This is a genomic window from Ruegeria aquimaris (assembly GCF_025751555.1).
GTDB lineage: Bacteria > Pseudomonadota > Alphaproteobacteria > Rhodobacterales > Rhodobacteraceae > Ruegeria_B > Ruegeria_B aquimaris.
In genome coordinates this window covers 25,715-45,132 of sequence record NZ_JAOWLB010000005.1, presented here as the reverse complement: position 1 = coordinate 45,132, position 19,418 = coordinate 25,715, and the positions used below count along the sequence as shown (strand labels likewise).

The 19,418-nt window shown below is 63.8% G+C and carries 23 protein-coding genes; 9 read left to right on the top strand and 14 right to left on the bottom strand.

The window, feature by feature from the left end:
- Positions 1-11: 11 nt before the first annotated feature.
- Positions 12-1,025: a hypothetical protein gene (locus OE747_RS09115; protein ID WP_263828297.1), complete on the bottom strand. Its 1,014-nt coding sequence runs from the start codon at positions 1,023-1,025 to the stop codon at positions 12-14.
- A gap of 153 nt (positions 1,026-1,178) precedes the next feature.
- On the opposite strand from OE747_RS09115, the gene OE747_RS09110 reads away from it, so the two are divergent.
- From OE747_RS09110 to OE747_RS09090, 5 genes are all read left to right on the top strand, one after another.
- Positions 1,179-2,087 carry a DMT family transporter gene (locus OE747_RS09110; protein WP_263828296.1) on the top strand — a complete coding sequence of 303 codons (909 nt, stop codon included), beginning with the start codon at positions 1,179-1,181 and terminating at the stop codon, positions 2,085-2,087.
- 31 nt (positions 2,088-2,118) lie between these two features.
- Positions 2,119-2,766, top strand: a complete 648-nt coding sequence (locus OE747_RS09105) for a sulfotransferase family protein (protein ID WP_263828295.1) — start codon at positions 2,119-2,121, stop codon at positions 2,764-2,766.
- A 235-nt stretch (positions 2,767-3,001) separates the two neighbouring features.
- On the top strand, positions 3,002-3,682 hold the full coding sequence (locus tag OE747_RS09100) for a Hint domain-containing protein (protein WP_263828294.1): 681 nt from the start codon (positions 3,002-3,004) through the stop codon (positions 3,680-3,682).
- A gap of 108 nt (positions 3,683-3,790) precedes the next feature.
- Positions 3,791-4,450: a HigA family addiction module antitoxin gene (locus OE747_RS09095; RefSeq protein WP_263828293.1), complete on the top strand. Its 660-nt coding sequence runs from the start codon at positions 3,791-3,793 to the stop codon at positions 4,448-4,450.
- A 97-nt stretch (positions 4,451-4,547) separates the two neighbouring features.
- Positions 4,548-4,916, top strand: a complete 369-nt coding sequence (locus OE747_RS09090; protein ID WP_263828292.1) for a hypothetical protein — start codon at positions 4,548-4,550, stop codon at positions 4,914-4,916.
- Positions 4,917-4,991: 75 nt separating this feature from the next.
- On the opposite strand, the gene OE747_RS09085 is transcribed toward OE747_RS09090, so the two are convergent.
- From OE747_RS09085 to OE747_RS09045, 9 genes are all read right to left on the bottom strand, one after another.
- Positions 4,992-7,193: a 3-hydroxyacyl-CoA dehydrogenase NAD-binding domain-containing protein gene (locus OE747_RS09085; protein WP_263828291.1), complete on the bottom strand. Its 2,202-nt coding sequence runs from the start codon at positions 7,191-7,193 to the stop codon at positions 4,992-4,994.
- On the bottom strand, positions 7,186-7,674 hold the full coding sequence (locus tag OE747_RS09080) for a cupin domain-containing protein (protein ID WP_263828290.1): 489 nt from the start codon (positions 7,672-7,674) through the stop codon (positions 7,186-7,188). Before OE747_RS09080 ends, OE747_RS09085 begins: the two co-directional genes overlap by 8 nt.
- Complete coding sequence (locus tag OE747_RS09075) at positions 7,674-8,885, bottom strand: acetyl-CoA C-acetyltransferase (protein WP_263828289.1); 1,212 nt, start codon at positions 8,883-8,885, stop codon at positions 7,674-7,676. Before OE747_RS09075 ends, OE747_RS09080 begins: the two co-directional genes overlap by 1 nt.
- Positions 8,886-8,895: 10 nt before the next feature.
- Entirely contained in the window at positions 8,896-9,534 is a 639-nt protein-coding gene (locus tag OE747_RS09070) for a glutathione S-transferase family protein (protein WP_263828288.1), read from the bottom strand.
- Between the two features lie 269 nt (positions 9,535-9,803).
- On the bottom strand, positions 9,804-10,016 hold the full coding sequence (locus tag OE747_RS09065; protein ID WP_263828287.1) for a hypothetical protein: 213 nt from the start codon (positions 10,014-10,016) through the stop codon (positions 9,804-9,806).
- A 53-nt stretch (positions 10,017-10,069) separates the two neighbouring features.
- Positions 10,070-11,851 (bottom strand): acyl-CoA dehydrogenase C-terminal domain-containing protein, encoded by a 1,782-nt coding sequence (locus OE747_RS09060; protein WP_263828286.1) that lies wholly within the window; start codon positions 11,849-11,851, stop codon positions 10,070-10,072.
- A 54-nt stretch (positions 11,852-11,905) separates the two neighbouring features.
- Positions 11,906-12,307, bottom strand: a complete 402-nt coding sequence (locus OE747_RS09055) for a MerR family transcriptional regulator (protein WP_164131985.1) — start codon at positions 12,305-12,307, stop codon at positions 11,906-11,908.
- Positions 12,308-12,505: 198 nt separating this feature from the next.
- Positions 12,506-12,700 carry a hypothetical protein gene (locus OE747_RS09050; RefSeq protein ID WP_263828285.1) on the bottom strand — a complete coding sequence of 65 codons (195 nt, stop codon included), beginning with the start codon at positions 12,698-12,700 and terminating at the stop codon, positions 12,506-12,508.
- 117 nt (positions 12,701-12,817) lie between these two features.
- Positions 12,818-13,186: a MerR family transcriptional regulator gene (locus OE747_RS09045; protein ID WP_263828284.1), complete on the bottom strand. Its 369-nt coding sequence runs from the start codon at positions 13,184-13,186 to the stop codon at positions 12,818-12,820.
- 117 nt (positions 13,187-13,303) lie between these two features.
- Here OE747_RS09045 and OE747_RS09040 point away from each other — a divergent pair, with 117 nt between their 5' ends.
- From OE747_RS09040 to OE747_RS09030, 3 genes are read left to right on the top strand one after another with little or no spacing between them, the layout of a single operon-like run.
- A complete protein-coding gene (locus OE747_RS09040) occupies positions 13,304-13,723 on the top strand; it encodes a PaaI family thioesterase (protein ID WP_164131982.1) in 420 nt (139 codons plus the stop codon).
- Positions 13,723-14,241: a PaaI family thioesterase gene (locus OE747_RS09035; protein WP_263828283.1), complete on the top strand. Its 519-nt coding sequence runs from the start codon at positions 13,723-13,725 to the stop codon at positions 14,239-14,241. The genes OE747_RS09040 and OE747_RS09035 overlap by 1 nt, the downstream gene beginning before the upstream one ends.
- 7 nt (positions 14,242-14,248) lie before the next feature.
- Complete coding sequence (locus tag OE747_RS09030) at positions 14,249-15,574, top strand: MATE family efflux transporter (protein WP_263828282.1); 1,326 nt, start codon at positions 14,249-14,251, stop codon at positions 15,572-15,574.
- Here OE747_RS09030 and arsC read toward each other — a convergent pair.
- Genes arsC through OE747_RS09010 form a run of 4 tightly spaced genes read right to left on the bottom strand, consistent with a single transcriptional unit; the run spans position 15,558 to position 17,720 of the window.
- The gene (arsC, locus tag OE747_RS09025) at positions 15,558-15,902 is read right to left on the bottom strand and encodes an arsenate reductase (glutaredoxin) (protein WP_263828281.1); all 345 of its coding nucleotides are present in this window, start codon (positions 15,900-15,902) and stop codon (positions 15,558-15,560) included. The two genes, OE747_RS09030 and arsC, sit on opposite strands and share 17 nt — an antisense overlap.
- Positions 15,899-16,957: a quinone-dependent dihydroorotate dehydrogenase gene (locus tag OE747_RS09020; RefSeq protein ID WP_263828280.1), complete on the bottom strand. Its 1,059-nt coding sequence runs from the start codon at positions 16,955-16,957 to the stop codon at positions 15,899-15,901. Before OE747_RS09020 ends, arsC begins: the two co-directional genes overlap by 4 nt.
- Positions 16,954-17,385 carry a DUF1330 domain-containing protein gene (locus OE747_RS09015; RefSeq protein ID WP_263828279.1) on the bottom strand — a complete coding sequence of 144 codons (432 nt, stop codon included), beginning with the start codon at positions 17,383-17,385 and terminating at the stop codon, positions 16,954-16,956. Before OE747_RS09015 ends, OE747_RS09020 begins: the two co-directional genes overlap by 4 nt.
- Positions 17,382-17,720 carry a DUF952 domain-containing protein gene (locus OE747_RS09010; protein ID WP_263828278.1) on the bottom strand — a complete coding sequence of 113 codons (339 nt, stop codon included), beginning with the start codon at positions 17,718-17,720 and terminating at the stop codon, positions 17,382-17,384. Before OE747_RS09010 ends, OE747_RS09015 begins: the two co-directional genes overlap by 4 nt.
- A gap of 116 nt (positions 17,721-17,836) precedes the next feature.
- Between OE747_RS09010 and OE747_RS09005 the strand changes: the two genes are divergently transcribed.
- On the top strand, positions 17,837-19,411 hold the full coding sequence (locus OE747_RS09005; RefSeq protein WP_263828277.1) for a bifunctional metallophosphatase/5'-nucleotidase: 1,575 nt from the start codon (positions 17,837-17,839) through the stop codon (positions 19,409-19,411).
- The last annotated feature ends 7 nt before the right edge of the window (positions 19,412-19,418 follow it).

Here is a 19,418-nt window from a genome sequence, read left to right as displayed (position 1 = left end):
CCGATCCTGCGTCAGCTGCCGCAGATGCCCTGCAACCGCACCCAGTCGCGGTCGGCCAGGACCGGTTCCAGCGTACGGCCGGTCATCGGGTCGGCCTCGATCAGCCCCAGAACAGACTCGCCGGTAATATCCCGGGCATAGGCATAGGGCGACGACGGGATCGCGGCCTGCGAAAAGATCGCCAGCAGATCCTCGTCAGGCACATCCGGACGCGGCTCCGACAAGACACGCTCGGCATAGCTGTCCAGGATTTCGGGCGTCAGCCCGCCCGTGGTCAGCAGCCGGAACGAGGCCAGAGGCCCGGCCCGGTAGAGGAGTTCGTCCATCGGATCCCGCGCCAGAGCGCGGGACCGCTCGGCCATGATGAACCCGGCAACAACGGAACTGTCCTCGAAATCCTCGATCAGGGTATGGTTCAGCACTACGATGCCGCCAGGCAAATAGAGGCTGGCCGCCAGCCCACCGGGAACCACCACAAGGCGACGTACGCCGGTGCGCTGTGCCAGCTTGGCCAGCACCTGATCGGTCTCCTCGGTGCCGCAGGTCCGGCCTGTCACCCGTTCAATCCGGCTCAGCACCGACCGACCGATATCCTGCCGCTTGATGTCGGGTACGACCGTGACGACGTGGCGGCGCATCGCGCCCGGCAACCACAGTGTTAGAACCGCCAGAACCACCGCCACGACCACCCCGACCGAGATCCAGCGGATCCGACCCGGATGTGGTCGGGCTGTCTCGATCGCGCGTTGCAGCCGGTCGATGGCGGCAATCATCGTGGTTTCCGTCTCGGCCAGTTCCAACGTCTCGCCCGGATCGCCGTCGGGGTTGTAGACCGCCGGGTATTCGCCGGGGTTGCGCCGCTCAAGTGCCGCCAGCGACCAGTGGGTCAGGGCGCGGTCGTTGAAATCCGAGATCGTCAGCGTCGCTTCGCCGATCGACACCACGACTTCGCGGCGTTGCTCGTCCGGCGACGGCCGCCACAGCCCGGTCGCTTCGATCCGCTCGTATTGTTTGAGAGCTGTCATGCAGGGGTCTGGGTTGCTCGTCTTTGTTTTTTTGCAGAGTACACGCAAGCGGCGGCGGCATCAAACGACTTGCGTCCACCCGCTGGTCGCAATTTCAAAGCGGATGTCGCTGGCGGGAAAGTCTCGGTGATGATCTCTGATTAATCCAACTTAATGCAGGCAGAAACCCCTTCCGCTCCGATTGCCGCGGCCTTTCTGATGGTTGCGTCCATGTCGATCATTGGTGTGATCGACAACTACGTGATCCGTCTGGCCGAGACCATCGGGCTGTGGCAGTTTCATTTCACCCGTGCCGCGATGATGTTGCCGCTGGTGGTCATTATGTCCATGCTGGGGCTTGGCACCATGCGCCCCCGCCGGATGAATTGGGTGATCCTGCGTAGCCTGCTCTTGACGGTGGCGATGCTGTTCTATTTCAGCGCGCTGTCGCTGATGTCCATCGCCCAGGCATTGGCGGGTCTCTTCACCTCGCCGATCTTCGTTCTTCTGATCACTGCCTTTGGATTGCGCCAGCGGATCGGTCCCTGGCGGATCATCGCCGTGGTGATCGGCTTTGTCGGCATTCTCTTTGTTCTGCAACCGGATCCGGCAACGTTCGACGCCACTATTCTGGTGCCCGTCGCGGGCGGCTTCTTCTATGCGCTGGGCGCGGTGGTGACCCGGGCCAAATGCGCACAGGAAAGCACCGCCGCGCTGCTGGGGGCTATGGTTACGGCGCTAGGCCTGACGGGGCTGGCGGGGCTTGGCTGGCTTGCATTGTTCCCTGCCACGGCGGCCGAGGGCGCGGCGGGTTTTGTCACGCGCGGCTGGATCTGGCCGATGACCGATGCGCTGCCCTGGGTGGTGATGCAGGCGGTCGGCTCGGCCACCGCCGTATTCATGCTGATCAAGGCCTACCAATTGGGCGAGCCGTCTTATGTGTCGGTTTTTGAGTTCTCGGTGATGATCTTCGGGCCGCTCTTTGCCTGGGTGGTCTTCGGCGTGGGGCTTGGCCCATGGCAGATCCTGGGGATCGGCCTGATCGTGGTGGCGGGCGTGATCATCGCGCTCAGATCGGGTTGAGCGCCGCCGTCCGCCCGGCTAGCGTGACGCCATGATCATTTCACCCGGCCGCGGCTATATCTTCGTGCATATCCCCAAGACGGGCGGCACTTCGCTGGCTATCGCGCTCGAAGCGCGCGCGATGAAGGATGACATCCTGATCGGCGATACGCCCAAGGCGATCCGGCGGCGTGGCCGCCTGAAAGGGGCGCAGACACGCGGGCGGCTCTGGAAACACTCGACCCTGGCCGATATCGATGGACTGCTCGCACCCGGGGTGCTGGAGGGGCTGTTCGCCTTTACCCTTGTGCGCAACCCCTGGGACCGGGCGGTCAGCTACTACCACTGGCTGCGAGGGCAGCGCTTCGACCATCCAGCGGTGCATCTGGCAAAACAGGTCCCGTTCGACCGCTTCGTAACGGACCCTGCCACACTCGCCGCCTTTGCCGCCAATCCCGCGGCCAGCTACATGCGCCGCGTCGACGGGGTCGAGCAATGCGCGGCTTATATACGCCTGGAACATCTCTCCGAGGATCTGGCACCGCTCACCGAGCATCTCCGCGTCACGCTCGATCTTCCGCACGAAAACCGGTCGGAGCGGGCCGCAGATTATCGCAGCTATTACTCGCAGAACAGTGCTGCTGCGTTGGGGCGGGCCTGCGCCGAGGATGTCTCCCGCTTTGGCTATGCCTTCGGTTGACCCGGTGCGCTGTCGCCTCCTCAGCATCAATGGAGCGAGGCCAACAGGTATTACCCGGAAAGCGTCGGACAATGCCCGAGTCTTGCCCTCTTCCCGGCCATTTTAGATCGCGAGAATCGGGTTTCCTGTTTTGACAACATGGTTAATCCGGCAAGCGAAGATCTTGCTGCTGCCACAACAAGGATGGGCGCGCGTGTTCGGATGGAAGACGAAAAGACCGGGTGAAAGCCCGGCAATGGTCGAGTCGATTGCGGCTCTGGATGGATTGCTCATAACCGGGCATTCGGGGTTGCTGGCGGGGACCTGTATCGCCTCGACGCTTGGATGGAAGCCGGTCGAGATGCTCAGGGTCGGCGACAAGGTGCTGACCTTCGACAATGCCATGCAACCGATCGCCGATATACAGCGCGAAAGCCTGAGGCTGCCGGATACAGGCCTGCCGCCGCGCTACCGGCCCCTTCGGGTACCCGAAGGGGCCCTGTATAACCGGCGCGACATCTGGCTCATGCCCGACCAGGGGATGTTGATCGAATGCGAGGCGGCTCTGGATACCTGCGGCGATCCCTATGCCGTTGTTCCGGCACGCTACCTGCGGGGCTTTCGCGGTATTGAAGCAGGCATTCCGACCGACACGTTCGAGGTGACAACGCTGGCCTTTCGTCAGGACGAAGTGATTTATGTCGAAGGCGGCCTGCTCGCCTATTGCCCGCAACCGCGCCAGTTGCTTGATGATATCGGTCCCGGTCGGGGGCAGGTCTACGACACGCTTGTCGGTCCGGCGGCGCAATTCCTGGTCAATTGCCTGATCGATGACGATGATGGCGATGCTCTGGGCGGCAATCCTGCGGATGTTCCGGGATTGCCCCGGGGGCCGATCCGGCCCGGTCGTCCGATGGCGCCCAATCCGTTTGACTGATCGTCGGGCCCATGCCCACACGGCAAATTGTTGACCGGCGCGGCAAGCGGTGGCATCCCATCCTGTAGCGCAGGCAATGCGCCTGGCCGATGCACAGGGAGCGCGAGAGTGTCCGAGACCGCCAAAGCCACCGTGACAGCCGCCGATGCAAGCCAGGTTAGCGCCTGGCTGGAAAACGACGAAATCCTGCTGGTCGATGTCCGCGAAACCTCGGAATATGAGGTCGAGCACATTTCGGGCGCGCTGTTGCTGCCGTTGTCCAGCTTCGATCCCGAGCTTTTTCCCTCGGTCCCCGAGAAAAAGGTCGTCCTGCATTGCGCGGTCGGCAAACGCTCCGAGGCCGCCGGCAAGATGCTGCTGAAAGAGGGGCATCGCGATGTTGTCCACATGGAAGGCGGTATCGAGGCATGGAAGGCCGCGGGCTTTCCTACCGAAGTGCAGATCTTGCCGCCAGATGCTGAAAAACCCAAACCCGTCTTCGTGTGCCCGCCGCCGGGGCGGGTTCTGCAAGAGGAATACCTCACCCCGCTGGGGATATCCGCGCGCGAACTGGCGCAGGCCACGGGCCTGCTCGAAGGCCGGGTGAACGATCTGCTTGCCGGAACCTCTCCGATCGGGGTCGAGGCCTCGTTGCGGCTGGCCCGCTATTTCAGCACGGCGGGCGATTTCTGGGTCCGCTTGCAGCTGGAACACGACATGGAACGCGCCCGCCATTCGGTGGGTGAACAGATCCGCCAGCAGATCACCCCGCGCACCGCCACCCTGTAACGGCCAATGGGGCGGGCGGCCGCGATCCGGCGGAACGGAAATCAGCCCCCTTGGATCAGCGCTTTGTGATATCGCATTTCGGGACTATCCTGCGGGCATGACCGGCAATCCCGAGATAAGACGAGCCCTCTTGGCCGAGTATTTGGCTGGCGTGCAGTCCATGGACCCGGCGCGTGCAATGCGTGCCGCCGCGCCCGGCTATCTCTGGTATGATGGCATGGTCTCCGAGCCGATAACCAGGGAACGCTTTGCGGATTACCTGCTAAGCTGGGAGGATCGCATGAAATCCATAGGCGGCACGGGCCGTTACGAAGTTTCCGACGAACTTGCCGCGGATCGTGACGGATACATTCTGCGCTGGGCCTGGTGGAAATTCGTCGGCACGGACGTCGGCGGATCTGCCCTTCTCAAGGTCGGCGACGAAGGCGTGATCTATGAAAAGATCGCCTACTTCAAGCCGGTTTGACCTGCCCTGACATACCTATAAAGCGAACCGGCGCCCCCTTGTGGGAGCGCCGGTCATGCATGTCACCCTGACAGATCAGGCCGCCGATTTGGCCTCGGGGTTGAACCGCCCGTAGAAGCTCTGCCCTTTGTCGGCCATCTCGCGCAGCAGCGGCGGGCAAGCGAAACGCTCGCCGTATTTTGCCGCCAGCTGGTCACAGCGTTCGGCCGCATAAGGCGTGCCGATGATGTCGAGCCAGCTGAGCGGGCCGCCCGACCAGGGGGCAAAGCCCCAGGCCAGGATGGCGCCCACGTCGCCTTCGCGGATGTCTTCCAGCACGCCTTCCTCCAGCGCGCGCACCGCTTCCAGCACCTGCGCGAACATCAGGCGTTCCTGCACTTCGATCAGGTCCGGCTGCTCTTCGGCCAGCGGATACTTGTCCTGCATGCCTTTCCAGTAACCCAGGCGCTTGCCCTTCTCGTCATAGTCGAAGAAGCCCGCGTTCGCCTTGCGGCCCATCCGGCCCAGACCTTCCATCCAGAAGATGAGGTCATCGGCCGGGCTTTCGGGATAGGCATTGCCCATCGCCGCCTTGGTCGCCCGCGCGATCTTGGCGCCGAGGTCGATCGAGGTCTCGTCGGTCAGCTGGATCGGCCCCACCGGGAAGCCCAGCTGCCGCGCCGCATTGTCGATCAGCACCGGCGACACGCCTTCGGTGATCATCCGCGCGCCCTCGTTGACATAAGGGATGATGCAGCGGTTGCAGTAGAAGAAGCGCGCATCATTGACCACGATCGGGGTTTTGCGGATCTGGCGCACGTAATCCAGCGCCTTGGCCACTGCCCGCGGGCCGGTTTCCTTGCCCTTGATGATCTCGACCAGCAGCATCTTTTCGACCGGCGAGAAGAAGTGGATGCCGATGAACTGCTCGGGCCGCACGCTGGCCTTGGCCAGGCCGGTGATCGGCAGGGTCGAGGTGTTGGAGGCAAAGATGCAGTCCTCGGGGATGATCGCCTCGACCTTCTGGGTCATCTCGGCCTTGACGCCTGGATCCTCGAACACCGCCTCGATGATCAGGTCACAGCCTTTCAGCGCGTCCAGATCCGGGGTGGCGGTGATCAGGCCCAGCATCGCCTCTTTCTTTTCGGCGGTAACCTTGCCGCGCTTCATCCCCTTTTCGAGGTAAGCTTCGGTATAGGCCTTGCCCTTGTCGGCGGCAGCCTGATCACGGTCGATCAACACGACCTCCATGCCCGCCTGCGCGCTTACAAGCGCGATGCCCGCGCCCATCATGCCTGCGCCCAGCACGCCCAGCTTCTTGACCCGCTGGTCGGGGATGTCCTTGGGACGCACAGCGCCTTTCTCCAGCGCCTGCTTGTTGATGAAGAGGCTGCGGATCATGGCAGAGGACGAGGGGTTCATCAGCACATGGGTGAACCAGCGTGCCTCGATGCGCAGTGCGGTGTCGAAATCGACCAGCGCGCCCTCGTAGATGGCGCTCAGCAGCGCCTTGGGCGCGGGGAAGGCACCTTGGGTCTTACCGTTGACCATGGCCGAGGCGCCGACAAAGGTCATGAAGCCCGCCGGGTGATAGGGGGCGCCGCCGGGCATCTTGTAGCCCTTGGCGTCCCAGGGTTTCACCAGATCGGCATCCTTGGCGTTCAGCACCCATTCCTTGGCCGCTGCGACCGGATCGTCCGACACCGCGTCGACCATCTGCGCGCCCTTTGCCTTGGCCGGGTCCATCATCTTGCCTTCCAAGAGGACCGGGGCCGCCGCCATGGCGCCCACCATGCGGGAATAGCGGATGGTGCCGCCGCCGCCGGGGAAGATGCCCAGCAGGATCTCGGGCAGGCCGATCTTGGCCTTGGGATTGCTGGTCATCACCCGGTGGTGACAGGCCAGCGCGATCTCGGTGCCGATCCCGGCGCAGGTGCCGTTGATGGCGCAGGCCACCGGCTTGCCGCCCTTCTTGGTCTTGGGGTCCATGCCCGCCAGTTCCAGCTTGCGCAGGATGCGGTGGCCGCCCATGACAAAATCGAACAGGCCCTGGGCCGGGTTGTCGCCCGCTTCCTCGCGGATCACCGCCAGCGTGTTCAGGTCCATGCCACCGGCAAAATCCGACTTGCCGCTGGTGATGACGATGCCCTTGACCTCGTCATCGGCCAGCGCCTGATCGACCAGGCTGTCGACCAGTTCAAAGGCCTCGCGGGTCATCACGTTCATCGACTTGCCTTGGGCGTCCCAGGTGATGAAGGCGACGCCGTCGGCGTCCTTGGTCAGCGTAAAATCAGTCATTGTCGTCTCCGATCTGGTCAGCCGTCAGCGGGCTGCCATCCTTGCGGGTGAAAGCGAAGCCCGAGGCATCCTGTTTCACCATCATGTCCATATCGCTGTAATAAGCGGTCTCGGTCGGGGTCCGCGTGCCCACCACAAGGAACGTGGCGGGCGCATCGGTGCGATTGACGAACTGGTGCCCGTTCGGGTCGCCAGCGGGAAAGGTGGCGCAGTCGCCCGGGACCATCGGATGCTCGCCCTGATCGTCGACCAGAACCAGCGCACCCTCGGTCACCATGACGAACTCGTCCTGCTCCATGTGGTAATGGCGCAGCGACGACATCGCCCCGGGTTCCAGCCGCACGAGGTTGACACCGATCTGGCTCAGCCCGCCGGCATCGCCCAGGCGCAGGCTGGATCGGCCATCCATGGCCGCGTTCAGCCGACCCGGATAGACCGAGCCGATACGCCGTTCGATACTGTCGAGGTCCAGTTTCGGCATCACACGCGCTCGATGATCGTGGCCGCGCCCATGCCGGATGCGATGCAGAGCGTTGCCAGACCGGTTTCCAGGTCGCGGCGCTCCAACTCATCCAGCAGGGTGCCGATGATGATCGCGCCGGTGGCGCCCAGCGGGTGACCCATGGCGATCGAGCCGCCGTTGACGTTGACCAGTGCGGGGTCGACATCAAAGGCCTGCTGGAACCGCAGGACGACCGATGCAAAGGCTTCGTTCACCTCGAATAGGTCCAGATCGCCGATCTTCATGCCGTTATCGGCCAGGATCTTCTCGGTCACCGGCACCGGGCCGGTCAGCATGATGGTCGGATCGGTGCCGATCTTGGCGGTGGCCTTGATGCGCGCGCGCGGCTTCAGCCCGTATTTCTCGCCAAATTCCTTGTTGCCGATCAGCACGCCGGCGGCGCCATCCACGATGCCCGAGGAGTTGCCTGCATGGTGGATATGGTTGATCCGCTCCAGATGCGGATATTTCAGCATCGCGATCTTGTCGAAGCCGGGCATCTGCTCGCCCATCATCTGGAAGGCGGGGTTGAGGCCACCCAGCGACTGCATGTCGGTGCCCGGACGCATGTATTCGTCATGATCCAGGATGGTCAGCCCGTTCTGGTCGCGCACCGGGATCACCGATTTGGTAAAGCGGCCCTCATCCCAGGCCTCCTTGGCGCGGCGCTGGCTTTCCATCGCCAGCGCGTCGGCCTGGTCGCGGGTAAAGCCGTATTCGGTGGCGATGATGTCCGCCGAGATGCCCTGCGGCACGAAATAGGTTTCCATCGCGATGCTGGGATCGACGGCGATGGCGGCGCCGTCGCTGCCCATGGCCACACGGCCCATCATCTCGACCCCGCCAGCGATATAGGCTTCGCCCGCGCCGCCCTTGACCTGGTTGGCGGCCAGGTTCACCGCCTCCATGCCGCTGGCACAGAACCGGTTGATGGCCAGGCCCGGGATCGACTGGTCGAGATCCGAGGCCAGCACGGCGGTCCGCGCCAGGCAGCCGCCCTGTTCCATCACCTGGGTCACGTTGCCCCAGATCACGTCCTCGACCGCGTGGCCTTCGAGATTGTTGCGCTCTTTCAGCGCGTTCAGCGTCAGCGCGCTGAGGCGCACCGAGGTCACCTCGTGCAGGCTGCCGTCCTTGCGGCCCTTGCCACGCGGGGTGCGCACGGCGTCATAGATGTAAGCTTCGGTCATAGTGGTCTCCTCAAGCGCGATCCGACGGATTGCCGGGCATCAGGTCATAGGGGTGTTTCCAGCCGGGCAGGGCGGCGATGCGGTCCAGCCAGGCGTCGATATGGGACCAGTCGGCGCGGTCAAAGCCGAAAGGTTCGGGATAATAGAGGTAGCCGCAGCAACTGAGATCGGCATTGGTGGGGCCATCGCCCACGATCCAGTCACGGCCCTCCAGATGGGCGTTCAGTGTGGCATAGGCGGCCTTGAGCCGACCCTGGTTGAAGGCGATCACCTCTTGCGGGCGTTTGTCCTCGGGCAGGAAGTTCATCAGGAACCGGGTCAGCCCGGCCACCGAGCTGAGCTTGTGGTTGTCCCACAGCACCCAGCGCAGGATGTCATAATTTTCCTCGCGGGTCTTGCCGCCGAACTTCCCGGATGTCTCTGTCACATAGGCCTGGATACAGCCCGACTGGCTGGTGCGGAAATCGCCATCCACCAGCACCGGCGCCTCGCCCAGTTCGTTGATACTGGCGCGGTACTCGGGCGTGCGGGTCTCGCCGCCGAAGAAGTCGACATAGACCGGTTCCCAGTCGAGGCCAGAGAGTTGCAGCGCCAGCGCCGCCTTGTAGGAATTGCCGCTTTCTCCGAAGCAGTAGAGTTTGATCGTCATCTAAGCCTCCCTTGGCCAATGTCGCGGCGGGGGTTTCACACCCCCGCACCCCCGTGGAGTATTTCCGGCGAAATGAAGCAGGGGCCTCTTTACCGGGTATTAAGGTTAATCTGGTCTGTTTTCGGTTGCGGTACAGGCTGGAGAGCCGATGACCGCGCGGAGTGAAGCCCCGCCGTCCCGCCTGCGTTCCGCCTGGCGGTCGGGCCGGAGGGCGGGGTGGACACGCGTGTTCTTCATTCCGCTGCAAATACTCTCGCCGAAGGCGCCTTCTACCGCTTGCGATCGTCGAGTTCGGCGTTGAACAGGCGCAGCCGGTGGATCAGGTTCTCCTCGTTTATCACGCTGTTGAAATTCTCGAACAGGAAGGACAGTGCCTCGCCTTCGTCGAGACCGGCGTCCTTGCTGAACGCCTTGAGGCGGCGAAAGCCATCTTCGGTCATGGCAACAGTGAAGCGGCGGGTCAGGCGGAAACGTTTGGGCATCCAGGTCCTCCCATCAAGGCGGGGTAGGGTGGGCATTCCTGCCCACCGCTGGCTCAGAAGTTGGCTGCGTCCAGTGCCATGACCGTGTCGGCGCCGGTCTGGATGCGGGCCAGGTGCAAGGCGGTGGCGGGCAGACGGCGTGCCATGTAGTAGCGGCCGGTCGCGATCTTGGTCTCGTAGAACGCTGTGTCCGAGGCCCCTGCGGCCAGCGCGGCTCGCGCGGCCTTGGCCATCTGAGCCCACATCAGGCCCAGGCAGACATGGCCGAACATGTGCATGAAGTCATAGGACCCCGACAGCGCATTGTTGGGGTTCTTCATGCCGTTCTGCATGAAGTACATGCCTGCGGCCTGAAGATCCTTGGACGCCCGTTTCAGCGGTTCGATGAACCCCTTGTCATAGGCTTCGTCCTGACCGGCATTGTCCTTGCAGAAGCTCTTGACCAGCTCGAAGAAGGCCATCACGTGCTTGCCGCCATCCGCGGCCAGCTTGCGTCCCACCAGATCCAGCGCCTGCACGCCGTTGGCGCCTTCGTAGATCATCGCGATGCGGGCGTCGCGGGTATATTGCGACATGCCCCATTCCTCGATGTAGCCATGGCCGCCATAGACCTGCTGGGCCTGCACGGTCATGTCATAGCCCTGATCGGTCAGGAAGCCCTTGATCACCGGGGTCAGCAGCGAGACCAGCCCGTCGGCATCCTTGTCACCGGCGCGGTGGGCGGCGTCGATCATCGTCGCGCCCCACAGGATAAAGGCGCGGGCGCCCTCGGTGAAGCTCTTCTGATCCATCAGGTTGCGGCGGATATCGGGATGCACGATCAGCGGATCGGCCGGGCCATCGGGGTTCTTGGCCCCAGTCACGTCGCGGCCCTGAAGCCGGTCCTTGGCATATTCCAGCGCGTTCTGATAGGCGGCATCGGCCTGGGCCAGGCCCTGCATGCCAACGCCCAGCCGGGCTTCGTTCATCATGGTGAACATGGCGCGCATGCCCTTGTGTTCCTCGCCCAGCAGATAGCCGGTGGCGCCGTCATAGTTCATCACACAGGTCGAATTGCCGTGAATGCCCATCTTCTCTTCGATCTTACCGACCGACACCGCGTTGCGCGCGCCCAGGCTGCCATCCTCGTTCACCATGAACTTCGGGACAATGAACAGTGACACGCCCTTGATGCCCTCGGGGCCGCCCACGATCTTGGCCAGCACAAGGTGCACGATGTTGTCGGCCATGTCGTGATCGCCCGACGAGATAAAGATCTTCTGCCCTGTGATCTTGTAGGAACCATCCGCCTGCGGCTCGGCCTTGGTGCGCATCAGGCCCAGGTCGGTACCGCAATGGGGCTCGGTCAGGTTCATTGTGCCGGTCCATTCGCAAGACACCATCTTGTGCAGATAGGTCTCCTTCTGCTCCTCGGTTCCATGCGCCAGAATCGCCGAGGCGGCGCCATGGGTCAGGCCCTGGTACATGGTAAAGGCCTGGTTCGAGGCCGAGAACATCTCGCCCACCGCGGTGCCGATCACATAGGGCATGTTCTGGCCGCCATACTGCTCGGGCATGTCGAGCCCGGTCCAGCCGCCTTCCTTGACTTGCTCAAAGGCATCCTTGAACCCGGTCGGGGTATAGACCACGCCGTTTTCCAGCCGGCACCCCTCGGTATCGCCGACCGTGTTCAGCGGGTGCAGCACGTTAGAGGCGATCTTGCCTGCTTCTTCCAGCACGGCGCCGGTGAAATCGGGGTCCAGTTCGGCATAGCCGGGAATGTCGGAGTCCGAGATCTTGAGCACTTCGTGCAGGATGAACTGCGAATCCTTGGTCGGCGCGGTATAGATGGGCATGTAACGGCTCCCTGAAGTCGTAAGTCGGATGTCTGTGGTCGGAGAAGTGGCGGGTTATTCCGCCGCTTTCTTGGCGTCTTTCATCGAGGCGATCACCTTCTCGCCCCAGCGCAGCTGCTCCCTGAGGTCTTCGATCGCCTCGGTCAACTCGTCGCGTTGCGCTTCCAGATCGGCCAGGCGCTCGCGGGCGATGTCATAGGTTCGGCTCAGCTGCATGTGCTGCTGGTCGCCAATGTGATAGAGGTCCAGCAACTGCCGGATCTGTTCCAGGCTGAAGCCGAAGCGCTTGCCGCGCAGGATCAGTTTCAGCCGCGCGCGGTCGCGTTTGGTGAACAGGCGTTTCTGGCCTTCCCGGATCGGGAACAGCAATTCCTTAGCTTCGTAAAACCGCAGCGTGCGCGGTGTCACGTCATAGGCATCGCACATCTCGCGGATGGACATGAGGTCTTCGGTCATCGGATCAAACTCTCGTCGCTGGCGTCATGGCGTCGATTTGGACAGCTTGCAGACCGTTTACAACATTCAGTTGACGTTTACGTAACTCAAACGCTACGTCACTTTAGGGCGTGACGTAGGATCAAATCGAATTGAGCGTGAAACCGGTCGAAAACCGTGCTCCGGCCGCTTGAAACGCGCATGCGGCCGACCGGGGTTTCATCGTCCGGTCGCCCCGCCACGTGGGCCCTGGTACCGGGCGCGCTTGGCCTGGCGTTCCGCTTTGACCTGACGATCCCAATCCGCCTGCGACACGCCGGGTGGGGCGGTGCCATAGCCGTTTGGTCCTACATCGCAGGCCGACAGGCCGGCAAGGGAAGAGACAAGAAACAAGAGACGGAAACAGGCGGTCATGCGGCTTCTCCGGTCAACGGAACCGGGCGTGCCGGTTCCCAGCCAGGTCAGCTTGCGCGCTCCGTTGGTCGTAATCAATGGGCAGACAGAGCAACTGACGTAAAGTTCATCGCGGGTTTACACCGCACTGCGCGCCGCCTGGTCCCGCAGTTGCTGCAACTCGGTCATGGCCTCTTCCAGCTGCATCTGTTGCTGGCGCAGCTCGTTCATCTGCCGGTCGGCCATCTCGACAAAGGCCGCCATCTGCGCCTGGTTGCCCTCATCCTCGTAGATCAGCAGCCACTGGCGGATTTCCTCCAGCGGAAAGCCGAATCTGCGGCCACGCATGATCAGTTTCATCCGTGCGCGTTCGCGGGCCCCGTAAAAGCGCGCGCGGCCCTCGCGGTCGGGCTGTAAAAGTTCAATGTATTCGTAATATCTCAAGGTGCGCGGCGTCACGTCGAACTCGGCGCACATCTCCTTGAATGACAAACGCGTATCGGTCATGGCCAATCTCCTCGCCCGCAACCTAGGGTCTTGCGAATAACAGCGCAACAGGCGGGCTTGCCCTTTATGTCGCGGCCTGATCATAAAGGGCCAGACCCAAGGCAGGATCCCCAAGCCATGACCGACAAGGCAAAACTCGCGCGGCAGTTCATTCAGGCGATACCGCACGCCAAGGCGCTGGGCCTCGATCTGACCCATATCGCCGAGGGAGAGGCTGTCATAACCATGCCCTATAATGCCGATCTGGTGGGCGATCCCCGGACTGGCGTCATCCACGGCGGCGCGGTTTCGGCGATGATGGACACCTGTTGCGGCGCAGCGGTGATGAGCCACCCGGCCGCCCCCGGTGGCACCGCGACAATCGACCTCAGGATCGACTACATGCGCGCGGCCACGCCCGGGCAGGCGATCACCACCCGGGCCACCTGTTATCACATCACCCGCAACGTCGCCTTTGTGCGCGCCGTGGCCACCGACGACGATACCGACCGGCCGGTGGCCACCGCCGCCGGGTCCTTTACCGTGGAGGGGCGCTGATGACCCGCAAACGTCCCGAACCGATGCAGGTGGTCAAGCAGCGCCGCGATGCGGCGCTGAACGCACTGGTCAGCGGCGTGCCCTATATCCGCTTTCTCAACATTACCTTCGACCGGCGCGGGGACGAGCTGACCGGGGTTCTGAATTTCGACGACAAGCTGATCGGCAACCCGTTCCTGCCCGCCATCCATGGCGGGGTGACAGCGGCGTTTCTCGAGGTGACGGCGGTCATCACCCTCAGTTGGGCGCATCTGTTCGAACGGATCGAGAGCGGTGACCTTGCACCCGAGGACATCCTGCGCGACGAAAGCATCCGCTTTCCCAAGACCATTGACTTTACCATCGACTATCTGCGCTCGGGCCTGCCGCGCGACGCTTATGCGCGCGCCTATATCAGCCGCGCCGGGCGGCGCTATGCCTCGGTCCGGGTCGAGGCATGGCAGGACCACCACGACAAGCTTTATGCGCAGGGGAGCGGGCATTTCCTGATGCCACAGGACCCCAGCCCCGAACGCTGAGCGACGCATGTCCGAGGCCGCCCCGATCACGCACCGACGGGTGTTGAAGATCGCCGTTCCGATCATGCTGGCCAATATGACCGTGCCGATCCTCGGCGCGGTAGATACCGCCGTGGTCGGCCAGATCCCCCAGGCCGCGCCCATTGCCGCCGTGGGTGTCGGCGCGATCATCCTGTCGGCGATCTACTGGATCTTCGGTTTTCTGCGCATGGGCACCGCCGGGCTGACCGCGCAGGCGCATGGGGCAGGGCAGGAGGGTGAGGTTGCGGCCCTGCTGACCCGCTCGCTGATGATCGGCGTGGCGGGCGGTGTTGCACTTATCCTGCTGCAAATGCCGATCTACTGGGGCGCGCTGGCCCTCAGTCCGGCCAGCGCCGAGGTCGAAACGCTGGCGCGCGGTTACATGTCCATCCGCATCTGGTCGGCCCCCGCCGCCATCGCGATCTATGGTATTACCGGCTGGCTCATCGCGCTGGAGCGCACACGGGCGGTGCTGGTGCTGCAACTGTGGATGAACGGGCTCAACATGGGGCTCGACCTGTGGTTCGTGCTTGGTCTCGGCTGGGGGGTGAACGGGGTTGCCTTTGCCACTTTCCTGGCCGAGTGGACCGGGCTGGCCTTTGGTCTCTGGCTCTGCCGCGATGCCTTCCTGAACCCGCGCTGGCGCGACTGGGCGCGGGTGTTCGAGGCCGCCCGCCTGCGCCGCATGGCGGTGGTCAATACCGATATCCTGATCCGCTCGATGCTGCTTCAGGCGATCTTTGTCAGCTTCCTGTTGCTCGGTGGGCGGTTCGGCGATGTGACGCTGGCCGCCAACCAGGTGCTGCTGCAATTCGTGCATATCACCGGCTATGCGCTGGACGGCTTTGCCTTTGCCGCCGAGTCGCTGGTGGGGCAGGCCTTTGGCGCCGGTGCGGTGGCCCGGCTCAGGCGCGCGGCCTGGATGACCAGCCTCTGGGGGCTGGTGCTGGCACTGTTGTTGTCGGTGGTGTTCTGGGCGCTCGGGCCTTGGCTGATCGACGTGATGACCAAGGATCCGGCGGTGCAACTGGCGGCGCGCGGCTATCTGGCCTGGATGGTGGCGGCGCCGCTCCTGATCCTGGCGCTGGTGATGTTCGATGGCATCTTCATCGGTGCCACCCGCTCGGCCGACATGCGCAACATGATGGCGCTCTCGGCGGCGATCTACTTTGCCGCCGTCTGGCTGCTGATCGAGCCATACGGCAATCACGGCCTGTGGATGGCGCTGACGATTTCCTTCGTCGCGAGGGGCATCACGCTGGGCTTGCGCTATCCGGCGCTGGAGCGCGCGGCGGTCAATCCAGCAGTCTGAGCATATCCTCGGGCGGGCGCCCGATCACCGCCCGGTCGCCCTTGATCGCCAGCGGCCGTTCGATCAGCACCGGGTTTTCGGCCATGGCGGCCAGCAGAACCTCATCGGGGTCGCTCTTGCTCAGACCCAGTTCCTTGAAGCGCGCCTCGCCCATGCGCATCATGTCGATGGCCGCAACCCCCAGCGCCGCTTGGGTGGCGCGCAGTTCCTCAAGGCTGGGCGCCTGCTCCAGATAACGCCGCAGCTCGATCTCGGCGCCGTGCTCTTCGAGCAGCGCCAGACCCTGCCGCGACTTGGAACAACGCGGATTGTGCCAGTATTCGATCACAGCCAGTCCTCTCTTTTGGTTCCCACCGCCTCGGCGACCGAGGCGAAGCCGTCGCGCGCCAAGAGCGCATCAAGTCCGCGCGCGATCTCAGCCGCCAGCGCCAGGCCGCCATAGACCATCGCGGTATAGAACTGCACCGCCGAGGCGCCGGCGCGGATCTTGGCATAGGCCTGTTCGGCACTACTGATGCCGCCCACGCCGATCAGCGGGATCTCGCCACCAGTCAGCGCCGACAGCCGCGCCAGAACGCGGGTCGATTTGTCAAACAGCGGCGCGCCTGACAGCCCGCCCGCCTCGCCCTTGTGGGCGCTCAGAAGACCTTCGCGCGACAGGGTGGTGTTGGTGGCGATCACCGCATCCACACCAGTATCGCGCGCCACAGCGGCGATATCCGCGATCTCGGCTTCGTTCAGATCTGGCGCGATCTTCAGGAACACCGGGATCGGCCGGGCCAGTGCATCGCGTGTTTCGATCACGCCCGAGAGCAGCGCCGTCAGCGCCGCGCGCCCTTGCAGGTCGCGCAGCTTCTCGGTGTTGGGCGAGCTGACGTTGACGGTCGCGAAATCCAGATGCGCGGCGCAATGCGCCAGCACGCGGGCGAAATCGCCGGGCCGGTCGCTGCTGTCCTTGTTGGCCCCCAGATTGAGACCGATCACCGCGTCGTGGGGGCGCTTGGCCAGCCGCGCGGCAATCGCTTCCATGCCCTGATTGTTGAAGCCGAACCGGTTGATCGCGGCGCGGTCCTCGGTCAGGCGAAAGAGACGCGGGCGCGGGTTGCCCGGCTGCGGGCGCGGCGTGGCCGCCCCCACCTCGATAAAACCGAAGCCTGCGCGCGCCAGCGGCGCTAGCGCCTCGGCATTCTTGTCGAACCCTGCCGCCAGTCCCACCGGGTTGGGCAGGTCCAGCCCCGCCACCCGCGTGCGCAGCCGGGGCGAGGTCACCGGGCCGGGCAGGGGCACCAGCCCCGCTTGCAGCGCCTTGATCGACAGGCCATGCGCGGTTTCCGGATCCAGCCGGTGCAGGGCTGCCAGCCCCAATTTCTCGATCATCTTCATCCGAAGCTGGTGCCCCCTGTTCCGGGTTTGGTGCGAATCAGGCGCGAGGTTTCGACAGCCGCCTGTCGGTGGACCACCGCCTGCCGATAGGCGGGATCGGTCACCATCTCCAGAAACGCATGTGCGCTGGGATAGCGCGCGATGAACATCTCGTCCCAGACCTCGTCGCCTGGGCCGATCAGCACGGTCTGGAACGTGCCGCGCCAGACGATCGAGGCGCCCAGCCGCGCGATGATCGGCGCGGTCTCGCGGCCATAATTGCGATAGGCCTCGGCTCCGCTCAGTCCGACACCGGCCAGCGCGTGGCCCTCTGGATAGGCGGCGTGGTCGCGGAACCTGACAAGGTTCAGCATCTCGATGGGATGGTCGCGATCCAGCGCCTTGAACGCCTCGAACTGGGCGCGGTCGGGGTCGATATAGCCTGTCATGTCATCTCCTGCGGGAATTGATGCACTCCATCCACCAGCGGCAGCGGCTGCGACCAGACCACATCCGACAGCCGCAATTCCCGGTAAAGATGCGGAAACAGCGCGCCGCCGCGTGACACTTCCCACTTCAGGGCGTCAGCCAGGACATCAGCCTCGCAGGCCAGCAGAACCAGCCCCTCGGCCCCGGCAAAATGCTTGGCTGCCGTTTCCGCCGCCTGCTGGGCGGTCGAGAAATGCACGAACCCATCGGCCAGGTCGACAGGAGCCCCGGCGCTCTGGCCGTCACGTGTCAGCGCCGCCCATTCGTCGGCCCGGAAAATCTTGTAGATCAGCATGGCCCGGTGATGCCTTGGGCAGGGGGAGGAATCAAGCGCGATTTCCCTCACGAGACCTTTGACTCCGCTCAATTCCGCGCGCACCATCGCGCGCAATAACAACAGGGAGCAATTCGATGATCACCCGTTTTCTGACTTCGCTCGCAGTGCTGGGCCTGACCGTCGGCATGGCCGCCGCCGAATACAAGCTGACCATTCTGCACACCAATGATTTCCACGCCCGGTTCGAGCCGATCAGCAAGTACGACAGTGGCTGCAAGCCCGAGGACAATACCGAGGGCAAATGCTTTGGCGGCACCGCCCGCCTGGTGACTGCGGTCGAGGCCGCCCGCGCTCGTGCTGGCAATTCCATCCTTGTCGACGGCGGCGACCAGTTCCAGGGCACGCTGTTCTACACCTATTACAAGGGCAAGGTCGCGGCCGAATTCATGAACAAGCTGGGCTATGACGCGATGACCGTGGGCAACCACGAATTCGACGACGGCCCCGAAGTGCTGCGCGGTTTCATGGATGCGGTGAATTTCCCGGTCCTGATGTCAAACGCCGATTACAGCGGTGAGGAGTTGCTCGCCACCAAGCTGTTGAAATCGACGGTGATCGAGGTCGGCGGCGAAAGGATCGGGCTGATCGGCCTGACACCCGAGGATACCCACGAACTGGCGAGCCCCGGCCCGAACGTCACCTTCTCCGACCCGGTGCCCGCCGTGCAGGGCGAGGTTGACCGACTCACTGCCGAAGGGGTGAACAAGATCATCGTGCTCAGCCACTCGGGCTATGGCACCGACCAGCGGGTCGCGGCGGAAACAACAGGTGTCGACGTGATCGTGGGCGGCCATTCCAACACTTATCTGTCGAACAGTTCCGACAAGGCCGCAGGCCCCTATCCGACCGTGGTCAATGGCGTGCAGATCGTGCAGGCCTATGCCTATGGCAAGTTCCTGGGCGAGCTGAACGTCACCTTTGACGACGCCGGAAACGTGACCGAGGCGGTGGGCGAGCCGCTGATCATGGACGCTGCCGTGGCCGAGGACACCGCCACCGTCGCCCGCATTCAGGAACTGGCGGTGCCGCTGGAGGAAATCCGCAACAAGGTCGTAGCCAGCGCCGCCGAAGCCATCGAAGGCAATCGTGATGTCTGCCGGGTGCAGGAATGCCAGATGGGTAACCTCGTGGCGGATGCCATGCTGGAGCGTGTCGCCGATCAGGGCGTCACCATCGCCATCGCCAATTCGGGCGGGCTGCGCGCCTCGATCGACGCGGGCGACGTAACCATGGGCGAGGTGCTGACCGTGCTGCCGTTCCAGAACACGCTGTCGACCTTCGAGGCCAGCGGTGCCCTGATCGTCGAGGCACTGGAAAACGGCGTCAGCCAGGTCGAAGAGGGCGCAGGGCGCTTCCCGCAGGTCTCGGGCCTGACCTATACTTGGGACAGCGCCCAGGCCCCCGGCAGCCGCATTGTCGAGGTCATGGTCGCCAGCGAGGACGGTTTCGTGCCGATCGACCCGGCGGGCAGCTATCTGGTGGTGACCAACAACTATGTCCGCAATGGCGGCGACGGCTATGCGATGTTCTCGGGCGACGACAAGAACGCCTATGACTTCGGTCCAGACCTCGCTGACGTGACGGCGGAATATCTCGCCGCCAACGCGCCCTACCAGCCCTATCTCGACGGGCGTATCGTCAAGAAGTGATGGGCAG